Source organism: Alkalibacterium thalassium, from assembly GCF_900101165.1.
Taxonomy (GTDB): domain Bacteria; phylum Bacillota; class Bacilli; order Lactobacillales; family Carnobacteriaceae_A; genus Alkalibacterium; species Alkalibacterium indicireducens.
On record NZ_FNFK01000019.1, the window covers coordinates 15288 to 35124 of the forward strand.

The 19837-nt window shown below is 42.5% G+C and carries 20 protein-coding genes and 1 pseudogene; 19 read left to right on the forward strand and 2 right to left on the reverse strand.

The genetic code is table 11. The features are described from left to right. Nucleotides 1–202: 202 nt before the first annotated feature. The 10 genes from BLR76_RS05775 (at nucleotide 203) to BLR76_RS05820 (ending at nucleotide 9503) form a co-directional block, all read left to right on the forward strand. Nucleotides 203–2155, forward strand: coding sequence for a BglG family transcription antiterminator (locus tag BLR76_RS05775; RefSeq protein WP_091266628.1), 1953 nt, complete (start codon nucleotides 203–205; stop codon nucleotides 2153–2155). An 18-nt stretch (nucleotides 2156–2173) separates the two neighbouring features. Continuing rightward, nucleotides 2174–2608 carry a PTS sugar transporter subunit IIA gene (locus BLR76_RS05780; RefSeq protein WP_091266631.1) on the forward strand — a complete coding sequence of 145 codons (435 nt, stop codon included), beginning with the start codon at nucleotides 2174–2176 and terminating at the stop codon, nucleotides 2606–2608. 5 nt (nucleotides 2609–2613) lie between these two features. After that, nucleotides 2614–2895, forward strand: a complete 282-nt coding sequence (locus BLR76_RS05785; RefSeq protein WP_091266683.1) for a PTS sugar transporter subunit IIB — start codon at nucleotides 2614–2616, stop codon at nucleotides 2893–2895. A 92-nt stretch (nucleotides 2896–2987) separates the two neighbouring features. After that, nucleotides 2988–4259 carry a PTS ascorbate transporter subunit IIC gene (locus BLR76_RS05790; RefSeq protein ID WP_091266633.1) on the forward strand — a complete coding sequence of 424 codons (1272 nt, stop codon included), beginning with the start codon at nucleotides 2988–2990 and terminating at the stop codon, nucleotides 4257–4259. Further along, a complete protein-coding gene (locus tag BLR76_RS05795) occupies nucleotides 4260–5000 on the forward strand; it encodes a sugar isomerase domain-containing protein (protein ID WP_091266636.1) in 741 nt (246 codons plus the stop codon). A 201-nt stretch (nucleotides 5001–5201) separates the two neighbouring features. Beyond that, complete coding sequence (locus tag BLR76_RS05800) at nucleotides 5202–6293, forward strand: glycerol dehydrogenase (RefSeq protein WP_091266639.1); 1092 nt, start codon at nucleotides 5202–5204, stop codon at nucleotides 6291–6293. A 499-nt stretch (nucleotides 6294–6792) separates the two neighbouring features. After that, nucleotides 6793–7275 carry a hypothetical protein gene (locus BLR76_RS05805; protein WP_091266642.1) on the forward strand — a complete coding sequence of 161 codons (483 nt, stop codon included), beginning with the start codon at nucleotides 6793–6795 and terminating at the stop codon, nucleotides 7273–7275. A gap of 116 nt (nucleotides 7276–7391) precedes the next feature. Further along, entirely contained in the window at nucleotides 7392–8501 is a 1110-nt protein-coding gene (locus tag BLR76_RS05810) for an NADH-dependent flavin oxidoreductase (protein ID WP_091266645.1), read from the forward strand. A 19-nt stretch (nucleotides 8502–8520) separates the two neighbouring features. Continuing rightward, nucleotides 8521–8937, forward strand: a complete 417-nt coding sequence (locus BLR76_RS05815) for a GtrA family protein (protein ID WP_176759628.1) — start codon at nucleotides 8521–8523, stop codon at nucleotides 8935–8937. 17 nt (nucleotides 8938–8954) lie between these two features. Next, nucleotides 8955–9503 (forward strand): cysteine hydrolase family protein, encoded by a 549-nt coding sequence (locus BLR76_RS05820; protein WP_091266650.1) that lies wholly within the window; start codon nucleotides 8955–8957, stop codon nucleotides 9501–9503. Between the two features lie 126 nt (nucleotides 9504–9629). Here the strand turns inward: BLR76_RS05820 and BLR76_RS05825 are convergent, their stop codons facing one another. Further along, on the reverse strand, nucleotides 9630–10157 hold the full coding sequence (locus BLR76_RS05825) for a hypothetical protein (protein WP_091266653.1): 528 nt from the start codon (nucleotides 10155–10157) through the stop codon (nucleotides 9630–9632). Between the two features lie 421 nt (nucleotides 10158–10578). Here BLR76_RS05825 and BLR76_RS05830 point away from each other — a divergent pair, with 421 nt between their 5' ends. The 9 genes from BLR76_RS05830 (at nucleotide 10579) to BLR76_RS05870 (ending at nucleotide 19528) form a co-directional block, all read left to right on the forward strand. Continuing rightward, nucleotides 10579–11709, forward strand: coding sequence for a sensor histidine kinase (locus BLR76_RS05830; protein ID WP_091266656.1), 1131 nt, complete (start codon nucleotides 10579–10581; stop codon nucleotides 11707–11709). Beyond that, entirely contained in the window at nucleotides 11702–12346 is a 645-nt protein-coding gene (locus tag BLR76_RS05835; protein WP_091266658.1) for a response regulator, read from the forward strand. Before BLR76_RS05830 ends, BLR76_RS05835 begins: the two co-directional genes overlap by 8 nt. Nucleotides 12347–12442: 96 nt before the next feature. Next, on the forward strand, nucleotides 12443–13375 hold the full coding sequence (locus BLR76_RS05840; RefSeq protein ID WP_091266661.1) for an ABC transporter ATP-binding protein: 933 nt from the start codon (nucleotides 12443–12445) through the stop codon (nucleotides 13373–13375). 13 nt (nucleotides 13376–13388) lie between these two features. Continuing rightward, the gene (locus BLR76_RS05845) at nucleotides 13389–14663 is read left to right on the forward strand and encodes an ABC transporter permease (protein ID WP_091266664.1); all 1275 of its coding nucleotides are present in this window, start codon (nucleotides 13389–13391) and stop codon (nucleotides 14661–14663) included. Beyond that, nucleotides 14664–15755, forward strand: a complete 1092-nt coding sequence (locus BLR76_RS05850; RefSeq protein ID WP_091266667.1) for an ABC transporter permease — start codon at nucleotides 14664–14666, stop codon at nucleotides 15753–15755. 104 nt (nucleotides 15756–15859) lie between these two features. Then, entirely contained in the window at nucleotides 15860–16495 is a 636-nt protein-coding gene (locus BLR76_RS05855) for a TetR/AcrR family transcriptional regulator (RefSeq protein ID WP_091266670.1), read from the forward strand. 27 nt (nucleotides 16496–16522) lie between these two features. Beyond that, nucleotides 16523–17422: an ABC transporter ATP-binding protein gene (locus tag BLR76_RS05860; RefSeq protein ID WP_091266672.1), complete on the forward strand. Its 900-nt coding sequence runs from the start codon at nucleotides 16523–16525 to the stop codon at nucleotides 17420–17422. 1 nt (nucleotide 17423) lies between these two features. Next, on the forward strand, nucleotides 17424–19022 hold the full coding sequence (locus BLR76_RS05865) for an ABC transporter permease (protein ID WP_091266675.1): 1599 nt from the start codon (nucleotides 17424–17426) through the stop codon (nucleotides 19020–19022). Nucleotides 19023–19186: 164 nt separating this feature from the next. Further along, nucleotides 19187–19528 (forward strand): PadR family transcriptional regulator, encoded by a 342-nt coding sequence (locus BLR76_RS05870; protein ID WP_091266679.1) that lies wholly within the window; start codon nucleotides 19187–19189, stop codon nucleotides 19526–19528. Nucleotides 19529–19608: 80 nt separating this feature from the next. On the opposite strand, the pseudogene BLR76_RS12010 reads toward BLR76_RS05870, so the two are convergent. Further along, a pseudogene (locus BLR76_RS12010) lies at nucleotides 19609–19837 on the reverse strand (IS110 family RNA-guided transposase); the annotation flags it as partial.

Sequence of the window (19837 nt, forward strand, 5' to 3'; positions counted from 1 at the left end):
CAGATCGACAGACTTTACTCTGTCATATAATGTGTCTAAATCATACTCCTAGCGGTCATGTTTAGCAATCTAATTGTTAGAAAGTAAGTGCGGGATATAAAGAGGTGTATACTTTTTTCAACATTGCCTGATGAGAAAGAGTATATGTTAAGGCTTACATTAAAGTGATATAATTGACCTGTAGAGAGGAGGTGAGAGAATCGTGACGATCAAAAATAAACAGAAGCTTCTAGGTATGCTGATTGAGAATGAACAGTTCAGATCAGCTGCCTTTCTAGCTGATAGACTGGGTGTTTCTGCACGTACGATTCATGCTTATCTTGATGAACTGGATGATTTAATACAGAGGACATCACTTGTACTGGAAAGACGTCCAGGCGCTGGTATCCGACTGATCGGCAGCCATTCAGACAAACTGTTCTGCTTAACAGCTATCAGCAGAGGAACAAGGATTGATCTGGACCCGGCTGATAGACAGTTTGAAATAATCAGAAACTTGCTTGAAGGAAACCGGGTGTCCTACCACGATCTGGCTGAGTATTATTTTGTCAGCAGAGCAACTATCGTAAAGGATATCAGACATATCAGGCATGACTTTCTACTAGGTGATGATCTTCTCAGTTCAAACAACGACGGGACTATTTTAATGACAGACGAACGAACCCATCAGGCTCTGTGGGGCAGGTATCTTTCTCTGAAATACGAGAACCATTCTGGTCATCCCCCTATTTCTTTGAGAAGCTACGGTGATTTTATTGAAGATGAACTGAATGTGTTGTATGAATATATTGAAATTATTCAAAATGAAGTGGAACAGATCGGTACCGCCTATCAGCTTGCAGATTACTACCGCGTTAAATTGTTCGAAAATCTGGTCGTATTAATGTATCGGATAATACTGGGTCACCATCATAAAGAGTCTTCCGGTTATATCTTCGAGAGAGTGACCAGTCTGGACACCTACTATATTGCAAATGATCTAGCTGCGAGACTGGAGCAGCAGACCAAGGAGTATCTGTCAACTGAAGATCGTCTTTATATTAATGACTGTCTTATAGCGAATGGACTTAAAAATATTCATTCAATTGATACACATTCCTACTACCAGAGGCTTGTGAGCGAACTTGTTTCCAAAGTAAGCGGGATGATCAATGAAGACTTGAGTGAAGACGAGCAGCTTTTAAATGGACTCCTGCATCATATTATCCCCATGTTCTTCAGGCTGAAAAACGGGATTGCCTTACAGAATCCTTACATTCGAGAAATCAAGAAACAGTATTCCATGATGTTTCACCTGACCTGGTATGGTGTTCTGGATCTGGAAAGAGAACTCGGCAGACGTATTCCGGAAGATGAAATTGCCTTCTTGATGATTCATTTCCAGTCTGCCCTGGAACGGAAACGAGATATCAGAAAGATATTGATTATCAGTCAGACCGGACTGCTGACGACCGAAATCCTTGAAAGACGAATCAAGCAGTTTCTCCCGAGTGTCCATATTTATGAAGTCATTGCAGAAAATCAGATTGGGCAGAAGGATCTGAAAAAAGTAGATCTGATCATTTCAACTGTTCCGCTGACGATCGACGATCCGCCAGTTATTCCTCTTTCATCCATCCCGACTGATGCAGAGCTTAGAGATGTCATGAATAAAATGACTGAGCTTTTCTCAAGTTCCTATATATTGTCTGGTAGACATGAGGGACTAAGCCAGGAACACCCACTCGTCGATTCTCTCAGCAGGCGTTTAAGTATTACAAGGGGTTATGTGCTTTCTATGGAAGACGCGATTAGGACATTAACTGATCCATTGGTGGAAGCCGGGAAAGTCACTGATGCATATGTCAAATCGGTGTTCGATCGGGAAGAAATGTCCTCTACTGCTTTTGAGACAGGCATTGCGATACCACACGGAGATCCTTCATTTGTCAAAGAAACACAGCTTTCAGTGCTTATCAATGACAGAAAAATAAATTGGGGCGGTGATCGGGTTGACGTAATTGTACTGGTCAGTGTAACTAAGGAAGATATTCAGCATATCAGTCTGATTATCGAGCAGTTATATACAGTGATGGAATCCAGAACAGACATTGAAAAGCTGTTTCACAGTAAGTCTGATCAGGACATTTCCCGCTATTTAGCTCATCATTATTAAATAAAGGAGTAGGGGTGCATGTTAAAACAATATTTATCGGAAGATACGATGCAGCATAAGACATCTGTCGATAACTGGGAAGAGGCGATCACTGTAGCTGCCCGGCCGTTACTGAATAAAGGGGTGATTGATGATAGTTATGTAGAAGCGATGATCGATAGTGTTGAAAAGAACGGACCCTATATTGTGCTAAAGGATTATTTTGCTCTTCCTCATGCTCAGGCTGGCACAGGCGTGAATGAAGTCGGCATGTCACTGCTGACTCTTGAGGAACCGGTAGATCTGAAAGGAAATGAAGTTAAAGTGTTTCTGGTCTTAGCCGCTGTTGATGCATCAGCGCATTTGGGCGCTCTGTCAGAAGTGTCCGAGCTTCTGATGGATGACGAGAAATTTGAAATCGTTCTACAAGGAGACTTAGAAAAAATCAGACAATTAATAGAAGAAGGGAATTAGTGAATATGTACAAATTTTTAGCAGTATGCGGATTCGGTGTAGGCTCGTCAATGGTATTGAAAATGTCAATTGAAAAAGCGGCGAAAGAAAGAGGAATAGACTGTGAAGTGGAGAATACTGATCTAAGTTCGGCAAAAGGGACTGATGCGGATGCGGTATTTACTAGTCAGGAATTAGGAGACGAACTGAAGGGTTCTACCAAAGCACCGGTCTATCCTATTCAGAGATATATGGATAAAGAAGAGGTAGGAAAAGCGCTTGATGATTTCCTGTCCACTAAAGAGTAAACATGATTAGGTAGGTAAGGGGGAAAGGATCACCTTATGTCGGATTATATCATTAAACGATCCTAATCTTACAAAAAAAGGACTGACTTATCATGCAAGGTACTTTAGATTTTATTACTAACTATATACTCAGGAACCCACCTGTTCTCCTGGGGCTCATTGCTGCTATTGGTCTTATCATTCAGCGTAAAAATATAGCAGACATTGTTAAAGGAGCCTTATCGGCCGCTTTTGGCATGCTGATTCTTGATACAGGAGTCGGCCTCATCGTAGGAACGATCATTCCGATCAATGATGCTTTCCAGCAGACGATTGCTGAAGGGGTAGAAGTAGGCGAGGGACTCAGTGATGTCACATTCATCGCTGATTTCGGAGGGGAAATCGGTCTGGCGATGTTTCTTGGGCTGATCATTCATCTGCTGATTGCCCGCTTCACTCCGGTCAAGACTATATTTCTTACTGGTCACATGCTCTGGTGGTTCCCATTTATTTTTGTAGCTGCAGGTGTTGAAGGCGGTCTGACTGGACTTGCTCTCATTTTATTTGGGGCTATCCTGTCTGCCTCATACTGGTCATTCATGCCATGGATCATGAGACGCTATATCTGGGACGTTACCGGAGATGAATCATTTCTTATCGGCCACCCTACCGGCATCTTGAGTATCATTTCCGGTTTCGTTGCCAAGCGAGTCGGAAACAAGGAACGTTCAACAGAATCACTCAACGTACCAAAGAGTCTGTCATTCTTCCGTGAGATTTCAGTTATGGGTGCTATCGTTATTTTCATCATGTATGTCATTATGTCAGTTGCTGCACCTGAGATTGTTGCTGAAGGAGATAATGCCTTCTTTACAGCAGTTACTCAGGGGATTACGTTTGGTGCCGGCCTGATCATTATGCTGCAAGGGGTTCGTATGCTGATCAACCAGATCGTTCCAGCTTTCCAGGGAATTTCCGACAAAGTCATTCCAGGAGCTGTCCCTGCTTTCGATGTGCCTATCCTGTTCAACTATAAACCCAATGCAGTCATCATCGGCTTCATCGTGGCCATGATCACTTCAACAATTATGATTCTGATTGCCAATACGACGAACTTGTTCGGGGTTATTCTTATTCCTCTGGTTGTTACTTCCTTCTTTGAAATGGGTGGAGCAGCAGTCGTGGGAGAAGGTCAAGGAGGCTTAAGAGGAGCCATCATAGGGACAGTTGTTGGTGCAGTCGTTATGGTAGGACTGATGGGTATTTCGGTAATCATCTATGAAACGACGATTAGAAACTGGATGCTGATTTTCGGAGGTAATGATTTCTCCTTATTCGGCCCACTTGCCAGCTGGCTTGCACAACTTCTGTCAGGAGTGTTTTAAATGGCTTTTGATTATTTTGAAGGGATTAAACAGCTGATCGATACAGTTGAAAAAAAAGAACAAGCGTCTATACTCAAAGCAGTGGACTGTCTGGTCAAGGCAGTTGAAAATAAGCAGTCGATCTTTGCGTTTGGTGCCAGTCATGCCGGTATACTGACCCAGGAACTCTATTATAGAGCCGGAGGACTGATAACGATCAATCCTATTTTTGGAGAAAGTGTCCTCCTTGATGTCCAGCCTATTACCCATACAAGCAAAATGGAACGACTGGTGGGTTACGGGACTGCTCTCGCTAATAAGACACCATTTAAAGAAGGGGACGTCCTGATAGTTCATTCGGTATCAGGACGAAACCCTGTGACGATTGAACTGGCAATGGAGGCTCAGAATAAAGGCGTGACGACTATCGGACTGACCAATCTCACTTATTCAAAATCAGTCGATTCACGCCATCCGTCCGGCAAGAATCTCTTTGAATATAGTGATATCGTTATAGATAATCACGGGCATAGAGGAGACGGGATGTGCGAAATAGACGGTCTTGATATGCGGGTAGGGCCATCTTCCACGGTTATCGGTGCACTTGTAGCCAATACGCTGATTGTTGAAACCGTTAAAAAACTGAAAGCAAACGGTATGGAAAAACCACCAATTTTTTACAGTGCAAATCTGGACGGTGGAGATGAACTTAATCAGAAGCTCATCAGCGAGTATAAAGAATCAATCCACTACAAGTTTTAAAATCAAACAGGAAGGCAGGGTGTCGATAGACTATACCTTCCTGTATTCTTTTACAATAGTGCTCTATTAGAATGCATTCAACGCCTACACATTAATTGAAGTATTTAATTCTTTTGCATTTGTACAAGGGTTATTTTTTGTTTTCGGAACCTTGAATCTGTTAAAATGAAATTGAAAGCAAATAACGAAAGGAGCAAGTGTATGCAGAAGTATATATTCAAGTCGCCAAGTCGTTACATTCAGGGAAATGGTGTCATCAAGGAACTCGGTAAAGAGGTTGAAAGTATCGGAAAACAGTCTCTACTGATTTCTGATGAGGTCGTGTGGGATATTACTAAGGATATGCTCGAAGAAAGTTTCAGTGAATCCGATAGTAAGTATCATTTCGAACAGTTTAACGGAGAAGCATCGACCAAAGAAATCGAGCGTCTAACTGAAGCTGGAAAAGAACAGAATGTGGATGCAGTCATCGGTGTCGGAGGCGGTAAAACTCTTGATACCGCTAAAGCCGTTTCCGATGGACTAGAAGTACCGGTCATCATTGTACCAACTACAGCTTCAACTGATGCCCCCACAAGTGCATTATCCGTTATTTATTCGGATGATGGTGTTTTTGAAGGGTACAAGTTCTACGATAAAAATCCTGATCTGGTTCTGATCGACACAGGAATTGTAGTCAAGGCTCCCCTGCATTTATTTGCATCAGGAATGTCGGACGCTATGGCGACGTTAGTGGAAGTCAAGGCTACGATGAAACGGAACGGTGATACAATGGCAGGCGGAAAGACGACATTTGCAGCTAAGGCAATAGCTGAAATGGCTGAAGAGGTACTATTTACTCATGGATTAGCGGCTTACAACGCTGTTAAAGAACAGCTCGTTACCCCACAGGTTGATGCCATTGTTGAAGCCAATACACTTCTGTCAGGTCTTGGTTTTGAAAATGGCGGACTTGCAGGAGCTCACGCCATTCATAATGGGTTTACTGCAGTAGATGGGGATATCCACGACCTGACTCATGGTCAGAAAGTCGCATACGGTGTCCTGGTCCAACTTGTACTTGAAAGAAAGTCAGGGGAAGAGATCAAGAAATATATCGATTTCTTTAAAGCAATAGACATGCCGACTACTCTTGAAGAGATGCATCTGGATGGCAAATCCTTTGATGAACTGCTTGAAATTGGAGAGCTGGCTACAGCTGATGGAGAAACGATGGAGAACCTGGATCCGGAAATCACTCCGACAGAAATTGCTCATGCGATTCTTGCAGTTAATGAATTAAGCGTATCGTAAAGCAACAAATGAACGTAGTAACTAAGAGCATGCCGAGTTTATATATTCAGCATGCTCTTTGCATGTTCATCGGAAACCAGCTGATCACTCAGCTGGTTTTTCCTTATAAAGAACTGTAAAAGATATTAAAGGGACATGGCGTATCTACTTTCTACCAATTACTAAAGGGAATAGACCATAAAATGATATATGGTCTATTCGATTAAAAATACGAGTGGCGAATGGTGCATAAAATCTTTTATGGCATATACGAACACCAGAAATTTTATCCAATGGACCAAAAAACTGTATATGACCCATTCAGCAGCACACAAGGTTTTTCCAGCATCGAAAAGACAGGTTAAATCGAGAAAAATATTCAGCTCAGACTAGTCAAATGCATTTTGTTCAATAAAACACAATATTCATAAAAAAGACACAAATATAATTAGGAAAAAGCTTCCCTTTGTAAAATTAATTTGTTAAACTATTCACATAACGAAGAATAGGAGAGAATGTTATGAAAAAAGTAATGAATGCTTTACGCTTTGTTTTCCGTAACGGTGAAACCTGGACAGTTCGCCGTGAACACATCGGGGACTTATGGATCAAGCAGGTTACCACAAGTTTTGGACGTATTGGTGATGAATTTCAGCAGATCCATCCTTGTGAATCATTAAAAATTGAGATTGCTCATGAAGCTGACAGTGTCAATTCAGATGATATCAACAAAGGTGGATTGGAAGCAGGCATGTTCGCCCGAGTCAGGCAGTTTCAGGATATCGAAATGATGGATATTTTATATCGTGACCGTTTAAATGGGGAAAAGAGAATGGCAGTCGAAAAAGACCGCATCTATTTCCCATATAAAGCAATGGACACTGATGGACACGATAATGCGTATCAGTCATCTAAAGAAGCGGATGATAAACTGTATATCGTCATTGACCCGGAAAGAACAGTAGAAGAGGTCTATCCTCAGCTCAGCGCTGCTCATTCTTAATGTGTTCCCTTACCTCAGTCAGATGGATAACCCCCATCTGACTGTTTTTTTGCATTAAAATTGTTTTTACTGTGCTAAATAGTTACAATAAGGAAGTAAAAGAGAGGATGAACAGAATGCAGGAAAGAAAGTACAAAGAAACTTTGACATTAAATAATGGAGTAACTTTAAAAAATCGCTTTGTCATGGCTCCAATGACAACAAAAATGAGTTTTTTTGATGGCGTCATCACCGAAGATGAGAAGCGGTATTATCATATGCGAAGCAAAGAAGCCGGCGCAGTTATCACTGCGGCAGCCAATGTCTCTGAAGGGGGAAAAGGCTGGGAAGGTGAACTGGGAATTCACGATGACAGACACATCGATGGCATGGCCTCACTTGCATCTGCGATTCAACATAACGGGACTAAAGCTATCGTCCAGTTATATCATGGTGGGCGAATGACCAGTTCATCTGTCCTCAGAGGCACACAGCCAGTTGCGCCTAGTGCAGTCAAAGCAGAAAGACCGACCGCCGAAGAGCCGAGAGCATTAGAAGAAGACGAGATCCTTCAGATTATCGAAGACTTTAAGTCAGGAGCCGTACGTGCCATCGATGCTGGCTTTGACGGAATCGAGCTTCACGGAGCAAACACCTATCTGCTTCAGCAGTTCTTTTCACCTCATTCAAACAGAAGAGAAGATAAGTGGGGCGGAAGTAGGGAAGAGCGCTTCAGATTTATCGATCGTTTAGTGGATGAAGTTATCAGCACGGTGAATAAGCACACGGATAAGCCTTTCATCATAGGCTACCGTTTTTCTCCTGAGGAATATGAAACACCAGGCATTCGGTTTGAGGATACACTGTATCTTGTGGATCAGCTGGCTTATAAAGCTATCGATTATCTGCACGTGTCTCTGGGAAGTTACTCTCAAGTTTCTCAATCTGAAGAGTATAAAGATAAACCAATGCTGGCTTATCTATATGAACAAATTGCAGGACGGACAGCGTTTATATCAGTTGGCGATGTTAGAAATGGAGCTCAGGCTGAAGAAGCGCTTGAACATAGTGATCTGGTTGCTCTTGGACGTGTCATTCTGGCAGATCCGCACTGGGTCGGGAAAGTCCTGAATGGTAAAGAGGATGCAATCAGATACAATGTAGCAGACGAAGACCGTGCTGAACTGGGGCTGACTAATGGCGTCTGGCAGTTTATGCAGAACATGATGAAAGATCGTCTGAGCTGATTCAGAGAGGAAGATGATCATGATGAAAAAAGTGTATGGTAAGTTCCATCAGTTTATCGATTATTTTCTTTTCGGAGTCATTACGGCTTCCTTGAACATCATTTTGTTCTATACTTTTAATCAGAAAATTGGGCTGCATTATCTATTGTCTAACGCCATTGCGATCACACTGGCGATTCTTTTTTCTTATATCGTCAACAAGAAGTTTGTTTTCCAAACAAAAATGACGACTAAAAGAGCTGTAGCCAGAGAGATGTTCCTGTTTATAACCATGAGAGCGACAGCTGCTGTAATGGATATGGCGGGGCTGTATATACTCGTTCAGTTCATCCGGCTGGGTGCTACCCTTTCAAAAGTAATTATAGAAACTCTTATTGCCACAAGTAATTATTTTGTAAGTAAACGAATTATTTTCAAAAATGAAGGAAGAATGTAAATGAATGGAGGATAATGATGAAGAAAGCACTGATCAATATTGATTACACGAACGATTTCGTAGCAGAAGATGGAGCACTCACTTGCGGGGAGCCTGGTCAGGCAATTCACGACCGAGTTCTTGAACTGACTAAACAATTTTATGATGAAGGAGATTATGTGGCGTTCACAATTGACTGTCACGAAGAGGGAGATGACTTTCACCCCGAAAGCAATCTCTTTCCGCCGCATAACATAAAAGGGACTGCCGGGAGACATTTATACGGCAAACTGGAAGAATACTATCAGTCTATCAAGGAAAAGGATACGGTCTATTATTCTGACAAAACCAGATATAGTGCATTTAAGGGGACTGACCTTGAACTGAAACTGAGAGAACGTGGAATAACTGAGCTGCACTTAATTGGGGTATGCACCGATATTTGTGTGCTTCATACAGCAGTTGATGCATACAACAAGGGATTCGAAATTGTTGTGTACAAAGATGCTGTAGCAAGCTTCAATCAGGCTGGGCATGAATGGGCACTTTCCCATTTTGAGCAGACAATCGGAGCAAGAATTATATAAACGCGCTTTTTTAAGCACGGACAAAAACCCGAACAGTCTAAAGTAACTCCTAAGCTGTAAATGATTGGTTTACAGCTTAGGGAATAGTTTAGATTCATTCGGGTTTTATTTTAATGCAGAGTTACTTTAACTGAATTGTATGAAAATAGTGAGATCATAGGGGTCAGAGTCGTGCATCATTTGACCACTTGAAGGGTCGCACTGGTTATAAGGACCACCTGTGACATAGGCAAAGGACATAAGAATGGTTGATTGAAGATAATGCAAGGCAGCTTGAGCATCTACATCAGGTAATTCTCCTAGATAAATGTCCTCTACAAAAAGTTCCAAGTTAGTATCCTGAGAAGGGACTAGTTTAACGTTATTTGTACGGTAACTTTCATACTGATATATTTTTTTATTGTAGGTAGAAAGTTCTTTTTCAGTCTTCCCACCGAAGGACCGTTTCGAATAGTCTTTTTTTATAATTTTGTTTACAATTGCATCGATCGTCTGCTGATTCCTGCTTATATCACTGGCTGCAAGTTGAAGTTTATGCTTGATTGTCAGCGGGTACTTGTGTTTCTGTTCTTTAAGCGATACAGATGGAATAAGCTGATCGGACTTGATCGAGTGATTTTTTATAAAGTTTTTCAAGCCTTCATAGAAACTCAAGGTTTTTCCTCCTCCTTAGATTCTATTATAAAGTTCTTTATTTCTATTTCGAGATGATTAATGCCTACCTAAATGATACATAATGGAGTGCCATGGTTCAACTAAAATGCTTAATTTTAAACTATATTAAAATTAATGTAACGAGTTAAACTTTAACCAGTTAATAGTTTATAAAAACTTTATATTAATTTTTATAAATAATACAGTTAAAGTAAATTCACTGTATTAAAAAACAACTCTTCTCATGCACCACTTAATAATTTATCACTAGCCCTTTTTTATGTCAAATCATATAGCTGAACAGAGAAGAAACAGAGCTTAAAAGGACATGTCATTCGATTGCATGAGTGTGATATAGTATGGGTGTACCGTTTCGAAATTTCTAATAGAAAAGATTACATAAAAACGATTGAGGGATAATATGATTAGCTTTTGGACAACTACAGGTTTTCTTCTTGGATTATGGCTTGCAGCTGTTTTTCAGGCCGATGGAGTGAACGAATGGAAAGTGGCATTAAGCATTCCGTTTTTTCTGATTTACTTTCTTCTCCCTATTCTTAATAAAAAGGTCAGAATAGCGGCTTTTCTAATTCTGCCTGTTCTTGTACTCCTTCCTTTGTGGGGCATGGGGTCATCTCCACTGATCTGGTTTATTTTCAGTGTCCTTGGAATTGAATATGGTTTGAGAAGTGAGCTGGGAAAACCGGCTGTCTATCTGACGTATTTATTATTAGTAAGTCTCAGTCCAAATGTGGCAGCAGGAATATCTCTTAACCTCATAACTCATATCGCCAGTATGAGTTTTCTTTTATATCTCGTTTATATGTACGAGCAGACTGTTGGGCGGTTCAGTGATTTGAGAGCAGAAAATGAACGGCTGTACTCAGACTACCGTTACTTGAAAAGACGTGTTTCAAGAGCAGAACAGCTGGCCAGACAGGAAGAACGGAGTGCTGTCGCCAGGGATATTCACGACTCAGTCGGACACAGATTAACTGCATTAGTCATGCAGCTCGAAGTGGCACGATATCAAAGTTCAAACGAGGCAATCAGCAATCAGCTGGCTCAGTTTAAAGAACTGGCTAACGCCAGTCTGCAGGAAACGAGAGAAGCGGTCAGTGCCTTGAAAGCCGACGAGACAGCTGGTCTTCAGGCTGTTATTCAGTTAGTAAGAAAGCTTGAAGCAGAAAGCCATCTTCAGGTCCGCTTTCTATTCGACTCCGGAGTATTGAACGTCCCGCTGTCCAATGCCCAGTCTGTTGTTATCTATAGAGCGATTCAGGAATCACTGACTAACATGATGCGCCATAGCGGAACCAGGCAGGCTGATATTCAGTTCAAACTGATTGCTGGCCGTTATTTTCAATTTACGGTGAGTCACAAACTCATGGAAAAAGTGAGTTTTAGTGCAGGATTTGGTCTGACAAATATGAGAAAGCGGCTGGAGGAAATCGAAGGCGATCTCGACATTAAGCAGTCTAATCATCTGTTTGTAGTAAGAGGACGATTTCCGTTCTTATCAGAAGAAGGAGAGGGAAGTGAAAATGATTAGAATTATGCTGGCAGAGGATCAGACACTTGTAAGACAGGGAATCAAGCTGATGATCGAAGCAGATGCGTCTTTAAAAGTGACAGGAGAAGCAGGAAATGGACAGGAAGCCGTTGATCTTTGCAGGCAGGAACAGTTTGACCTTGCTCTGCTTGATATTAGAATGCCGGTCATGAATGGGCTGGAAGCGAGCCGACTTATCAGAGAGAGCTGTCCGGACATCAAGATCCTCATTCTGACTACTTTCAATGATGAAGATTATGCAATGGAAGCATTAAAAAACCAGGTAAACGGTTATCTGCTAAAAAATGGTGACATCGAAGAACTTCACCGGGCCATCTATCATTGTATGGAGGGTGGACTGATTATCGAAGGGAAAGTTGCCGCAAAAGTCATGCCGTCGCTTATTCATAGCAATAAAAGTCTACAAGAGGCTGATACAGGCCTGACAGAAAGAGAAGTGAGCATACTTTCGCTCATCGGGCAGGGACAGAACAATCAGGAAATAGCTGAGCGACTGTTTCTTTCAGTGGGGACAGTCAAGAACAATATCAGCGGCATTCTCGATAAGCTGGAATTAAGGGACCGGACACAGCTTGCGATTTATGCAGTCAGGCATGATCTCGATAGAAAAGAGTGACTTTAGTCATTCCATAAAATGACTGGAGACAGTATCGATGCTGTCTTCTTTTTTATATACTTTAAGCAGGATAAATGTAAAAAAGGAGTGAGACACATGCTGGAAACTAAAGACTTGACGAAACGGTTCAAATCAAAAACAGCTGTCAATCAGTTGAATCTGTATCTGGAAAAAGGCGAGTCAGTCGGGCTTCTCGGTCCAAACGGCGCGGGGAAATCAACGACCATATCAATGATTGCTACGTTGCTGCCACCGTCTTCTGGAAAAGTCAGGTTCAACAATGAGGATGCCTGGAAAAACCCTCAAGGTCTCAGACAAGTGCTGGGCGTAGTTCCACAGGAGATTGCCTTATATGAAGAATTATCCGCATATGAAAATATGAAATTCTTCGGTAAAGTCTACGGGCTTAAAGGAAAGCAGCTGGAGAGTAGAATTGAAGAAGTACTCGAACTCATCGGTCTGACTGAAAGAAAGAAAGATGCTGTTAAGACGTATTCTGGCGGAATGAAGAGACGGATAAATATCGGTGTGACCCTGCTTCATGAACCGGAGATACTGATCATGGATGAACCGACTGTAGGAATCGATCCACAGTCAAGAAACTATATTCTCGATATGATTAGAGAGCTCAACCGGTCAAGAGGAATAACCGTACTCTACACCAGTCATTATATGGAAGAAGTAGAAAAATTATGTGACCGTGTATATATCATGGATCATGGAGAAATTATCGCCTCTGGTACCAATGATGAGCTGAAAAGTATTTTATCTAATGAAGAAACCATCCATATAACTGTCCAGACTCATTCGCTATCGTTTGAAGAAAAGCTAAGTCAGCTGCCGGCTGTCACTCAAGCATCTGAAGAAGAGCAGGGCTATAAAGTCATTGCATCAAAAGGAGAAAACCTTCTTGAAGATATTTTTGAGCTGTCAAGACAGACACAAACTAAAATTACTGGAGTGTCCCTTCAAACCCCATCTCTGGAGGATGTATTCCTGCATTTGACTGGACGAACCTTAAGAGACTGAAGGAGGATAAGGTATGTTTTCACTTATAAAAAAGGATACATTGATTCTGACCAGAAGTCGGTCAGATCTGACTGAACTGCTCCTCATGCCGTTCATTCTCATAGCTATTCTTGGGCTTGCATTAGGGAACCTCTCCTTATCTGAGTTTAATATCAATGCTTTTCCGGTAGCACTTGTGCAGGGGCAGTCAATTGACAGAGAGCTGGAAGACTGGGAGGAAGTACTCGAGAACAGAGGTGTTCCAGAAGACATGATTCCCTTGCTTACAAGTCAGGCAGAAGCTATGGCGCCCGGAATTCAGCTCAGCACACTACTCAATGATGATGAAGTAGCTGAGTGGATCCAAGTCGTGGATTATGCCTCCCGTGAACAAGCTCTAGAAGCATTGGATGAAGGAGAGGTCTCCGGTGTCATCAGTATACCTGATGGTTTCAATGCATCTGTCTGGGATGCTGTCATGTTCGAAGAGGATGAAACAGGAGTTATTTCACTGGAGGTTCTGAACTTCGATAACGTTACAACGGATATCATCAGAAGTGTGCTGTCCTCATATGCCAATCAGTTCAATTTAGAAGCGTCCATTGCAGTTGCCACTAATGGTGATGCGGACGCAGCAGAACCAGCAGAGGAGAGCTATGGAGAAATAACTACACTGAATGCTGCAGATCCAATTTCTTCATTTCAGTATTACACTATTGGAATGGGAGTCATGTTTGCCCTCCATACAGCCCCCGCTCTAGCCAGCAGAGCCTTCAAAGAGAAGAAGCAGCATGTCTTCGGAAGGCTGATGATTTCCAGAATGAATCCACTGACCTTTTTAGGCAGCAAAATGATCTCGGGCACGATCATCACGTTTCTTCAGTTAGGGATTCTTTTCGGTTTGAGCACCTTGATTTTTGGCACTTTGAGGGGGTATCCGCTTCGGTTCTGGATCGATCTGGGGATGCTTAGTCTGGCGTATTCACTTGTCGTGGGGGCGATCACCAGTCTCCTGACATCAATCACCTTGTACTCCAACAGCAATGCATCATCCGGCTTTTTTGGAGGCATACTGGTGACCTTGTTTGCTTTTGTTGGTGGAAGCTTTACTCCAGTTGAACAGTTCTCTGAAGCACTGAGAAGTATTGGAAACTGGACACCGAACGGAGCGATGATGACGGCGTATCTTCAGCTGATGCAGGGATTTGAAATGAGCGAGATCATTCCGCTAGTGACACGAGTGGCCGGGATGACAGCTGTTCTGCTGGTCGTAAGTGTCGGACTCTTTCCGAAAAGGAGGTTGGATTAAATGTGGACAGTCTTTAAATTACAGTGGATCAGGCTGTTCAAGCAGCCGACTCTGCTGATTACTTTTCTAGGGATGACTTTAGTCTTCGTTTATTTTATGGCCGGAGCACAAGGGGAACAGACCATAACTGTTCCAACCTTCAGTGAGACTTTGAGTCAGGAAGAGCAGTCAGACTGGCTTGACCGATTAAATGAAGAAGAAACATTCGAATTCATTGAAAGTGATTATGAAACGGTATATGAAGACATCAGGATGAATGAGCGTGCCTTTGCATTAGGACTGGAAGAGGATCGTTATCAGTTTCTTATTGGACGGGAAGATATGGAAATCTCTACACTGATCCAATACGTTAATCAGATTTATTCTGAAGAGCAGCGTCTTGAACAGGTCAGACAGGACTTCGGGACTGAAAATATCGATGTAAGCAATTATATTCAAGTTGAAACGACAGGTCGGACAGAAGCTGCCTCTTCCAATGAAATATACAGAATGGCTGTCGTGGTCGGTATGAGCTTATATTTTTCAGTCTATTCAATTTTGTATCTGATGACAAATTTAGTTGAAGAGAAACAGACAGGGACCTGGCAGAGACTGATCTTTTCTCCGCTGACGAAAACCAGGATATATACTGGACAGCTCCTGCACTATATGCTGGCCGGTATTCTGCAGATATTCCTTGCTCTTCTGATTCTTCACTATCTGGTAGGTATTGAATTCGGAACAAACTATATGGAAATGAGTGTGCTCATCATCTGTTTTGTATTTGCGATCGTATCTTTAGGAATGCTTCTAATGGGGCTTGTCGGTTCCCCTCAGCAGCTGCAGGTCGTTATACCGATTGTAGCGACATCGATGGCTATGCTTGGTGGAGCATTCTGGCCGCTTGAAGTGGTCAGTAATCAGATACTTCTGTTTCTGGCAGAACTGATGCCGATCAAATATGGCATCCAAGGAATGATGGGAGCAGTGCTTCAGGACCGCTCCTTATCTCAGCTGCTGGAACCGATCGGTGCTTTAGTTCTAATGGGAATCATTTTCATGGGTATCGGAATCAATCTGATGGAACGGGTGTCAGAAAATCAGAGCATATAAGCATCCTGTCAGTCTCAGGACCTATCGACCAGGGTGGTCAATTTTTTACATACTGTTCGACCGACTAGGTCAGTCAGTCATATTTAAGAGAAAGGAGGAGAGAAATGGGAGAAGTTTTTAGGAGACTCCAAAAAGAAAAGCAGGACCGAATTTTGAATGCCTGTTACAAGGAATTCACTGAGAAAGGATTTGATCAGGCATCCACCAACATTATGGCTAAAGAGGCGGGCATAGGGAAGGGGACACTGTTCTACTATTTCAATAATAAAGAGGCATTATTCTATAACTTGATCGAAGAAGCCTTTTCGATAGCGGAAGACCAGTTCTTAAATCAGATCGATTTTGATGAAACTGACTTTTTTGAACGGTTGAGACAGACGACTGAGCTCAAGTGGGCTGTGTATGAAAGACAACCACATGCACTAGGCTTTCTTGCGAGTGTATTCATCCATGCAGATAAGTATGATCTGCCGGCTGAACTGGCTGGAAAACGGTCAGAAGCCGAACAGACCTGGGGAACCGTGCTGACAAAGAATATTGATTTTACAAAATTTAGAGACGACATCCCTCAGGAGACATCGTTTAATTTTATTCGCTGGACTGTAGAAGGGTATCGAACAGAGATGGAGCAGCGAATAAAAAGTCAGAATCTCGATGAATTTAGCAATGCAGACTTTTCACCTTATTATGATGAGTTTTACACGTATCTGGATACACTAAAGACCATATATTATAAATAAATTGAGAGGGAGAATGGAGGGGCAGTCATGGAAAAATTAATAGAAGTGAACGCAGTTGAAAAATCTTTCGGTAAAACGAAGGCATTGGAAAAAGTCAGTTTCTCAGTCGACAAAGGGGAAATAGTCGGTTTCATCGGCCCAAATGGAGCAGGTAAATCTACCACGATCCGAATACTTCTGGGACTGATCAAAGCAGATGGGGGATCCGCTACTATCTTTGGCAAGGACGTCTGGAAAGAATCTGTTTCAATCCATAAACGTGTAGCTTATGTACCTGGGGATGTCAATCTCTGGCCCAATATGACTGGAGGAGAAGTCATTGATCTATTCCTGAGCATGCGTGGAGTTGAAGTCGATAAAGAGCGTAAGGAAGAGCTGATCAGACGATTTGAATTCGATCCGACAAAAAAATGTCGGGCCTACTCAAAAGGAAACAGACAGAAAGTAGCTTTGATCGCTGCTTTTGCGGCCGATGCAGATGTCTACATCTTTGATGAGCCGACTTCTGGACTGGATCCGCTGCAGGAAAGAGTCTTTCAGGAATGTGCGAAGGAAGTGCTGGCCAAAGGGGCAAGTGTTCTGTTGTCCAGCCATATCCTATCAGAGGTCGAACGTCTCTGTGACCGTGTGGCTATCATACGTAAAGGTGTTATTGTAGAGTCAGGAACACTTGATGATCTGAGACATCTGACACGTACCCAGATAACACTAAAAACGGAAGAGGACATCTCATCAATCAGGGAGCAGTCCTTTGCCCATAATGTGTCGATTAACAGAGATCAGGTTGTTTTTCAGCTGGACAGTGATAAGTTCGATGCGTTTCTATCTTATGTACAACCGTTTAAAGTGCTGAAGCTTGAAAGTGCCCCTCCAAAACTCGAAGATCTGTTTATGCGTCATTATGAAACAGCTGAAGGAGTTGACTAACATGATGCAGTCTCATGCACGAACCGGAAAAATCTTTGCTTTTACGATCAGAAAAGAATGGCTGAAACTGCTTCTCTGGCTGGCTGGCTGTGCTTTTTACGTGATCCTGGGTGCTGTGGCTTTTGTGGAGGTCTACGGGGATCCGCTTGAACGTCAGGCAATGGCTCAGGCGATGCAGAATCCGGCAATGGAAGCTTTATTTGGTCGCGCGATAGGAATAGATAATTATACGATTGGAGCCATGTACTCTCATACAATGACGATCATGGGATTTGTGCTTTTTGCGATCATGTCTATACTTCTTGTCGTCCGTAACACGCGGTCAGAGGAAGAAGACGGTATTCTTGAACTGATTCAGGCTCTGCCGACTGGACGACTGGCATCTACTACGTCAGCGATCCTGCTTCTTGTTCTTACGAATACACTTCTAGCATTAATATCTACAGGTCTTCTGATAGGTCTGGGTGATTCAAGCATGACAACAGAGGGAGCTGTTCTGACCGGTGTATTATACGGACTGGTCGGACTGATATTTGGAGGAGTGACCTTAATTACGGCTCAGCTATCATCTAATGCCCGGGGAGCCATGATGCTGTCATTTGGAGTCCTGGGCTTGTCCTATATCCTTCGTATAATAGGAGATTCTGGAGAGTTTGATGCCTTGAGCTGGATTTCACCTCTAGGTCTGCTTTACGGGGCTGAACCTTTCGTTGAGAATAACTGGTTTCCGGTATGGATCGGTCTGATAATAAGTCTAGTTCTGATCGTCACTGCTTTGGCTTTAAAACATAGACGAGATATTGGTGCCGGCCTGCTGAATGACAGGCCCGGGAAGAGACATGCTTCTTCTTTCCTGAAGACGCCTGTCGGATTTGTTCTAAAGCTCGTGAGAACTCCGCTGATTGTATGGGCTGTAGCTATGGTCCTGCTTGGGGTATCTTATGGGTCAGTAATTGGAGATATAGAAGATGTCCTTGCCGGAAATGAGATAATTGAACAGATCATAGCAGGAGACGAAAGTGTCTCAATGACTGATCAGTTCATAGCCATGATCATGGGTGTGCTGGCGATGGCGGCTTCAATTCCGACAGTTCAGATTATTCTTAGAATAAGAGGAGAAGAAAAGAAAAACCGCATGGATAAATTAATCGCTGGAGCAAAGTCGCGGACGGCTGTATTAAGCACCTTTATCCTGATAAGTTTAGCTGTTGCCATTATCTTTCAGCTCCTTCAGTCGCTCGCTTTCGGTGGATCAGCGGTAGCTATGGGTTATGACATATCATTGCTGGATATGGTCTCTGCCGGCCTTGCTTACCTGCCGGCTATGTTCGTTATGATCGGACTGACTGTCATGCTGGTCGGCTGGCTGCCGAAAGCTTCGTCATTCATCTGGCTGTATCTGGGCTTTGCTTTTATCTTATTGTACTTTGGGGGTCTATTCGATATCCCGGAAGCAGTCAGCTGGTTGTCTGCGTTTTATCATATTCCAGAAGTGCCTGTGGAAGACTGGAATGTATGGACGGCAATACTGCTGACCCTGATCGGTGCAGTTCTGACTATGCTCGGCGCAGCTGGATTCAAAAAAAGAGATATCGATTAATATTAATCAGACTTTAGAGGGGTATCCGTCTGAAGTCTGATTTTTATTTTTTACTACGATAAGTGTAGTAATTAAAGGAAGCGTGTGCTAAACTGATTACAACGACAGATGAAGTACTTTGTCTGTCCTTACATAATAGAAACAGTAGAAGGAGGTTTGGTCAATTGATAAGCAGTGATGTGATAAGAGGGTACAATGATACATTTCTCCTGTCGCTTCTAATAGAAGGTGATTCATATGGCTATGCCTTGTCTAAAGAAATCAGAGACCGGACTGACGGGAACTATACGATAAAAGAAACTACTATGTATTCTGCATTCAACCGGCTCAAGAAGAATGGTTATATCGAAGCGTACCCCGGAGATGTCACCCAGGGGAAGAAAAGGACTTATTACCGGATAACAGAAGACGGACGTCGCTATCTGTCAGAGAAAAAAAGAGAATGGGCATTGACCAAGCAAGTAGTCGATCAAGTTGTTGGAGGGGAAAAGTTTGAAAATATGTAATTAAAGACTAATGAGGTGTAAAGGAGTAGGAGGCGCACTTAAAAAAGAGTTGGTTTTCATGAAAGTTTCAGAAAATGAATTCAGCTAACTTTAATCGAGAACCCATGACTTTTTGCAAAGCTAATTGCTTGTTCGACAGTCATCTCTCTCCCTGGACGAAGCCCTTCGGTCTTATAGAGAGACGCATTATAGGGTTCGTCACGAAGCAGCATATAATATATAGCTGTCAAAAGGCGACGTGCAATGGCAATAATCGCTTTTTTGTGGCCACGTCGTTTTTTTAACTGTAAATATTTCTGGCGGTGTTCG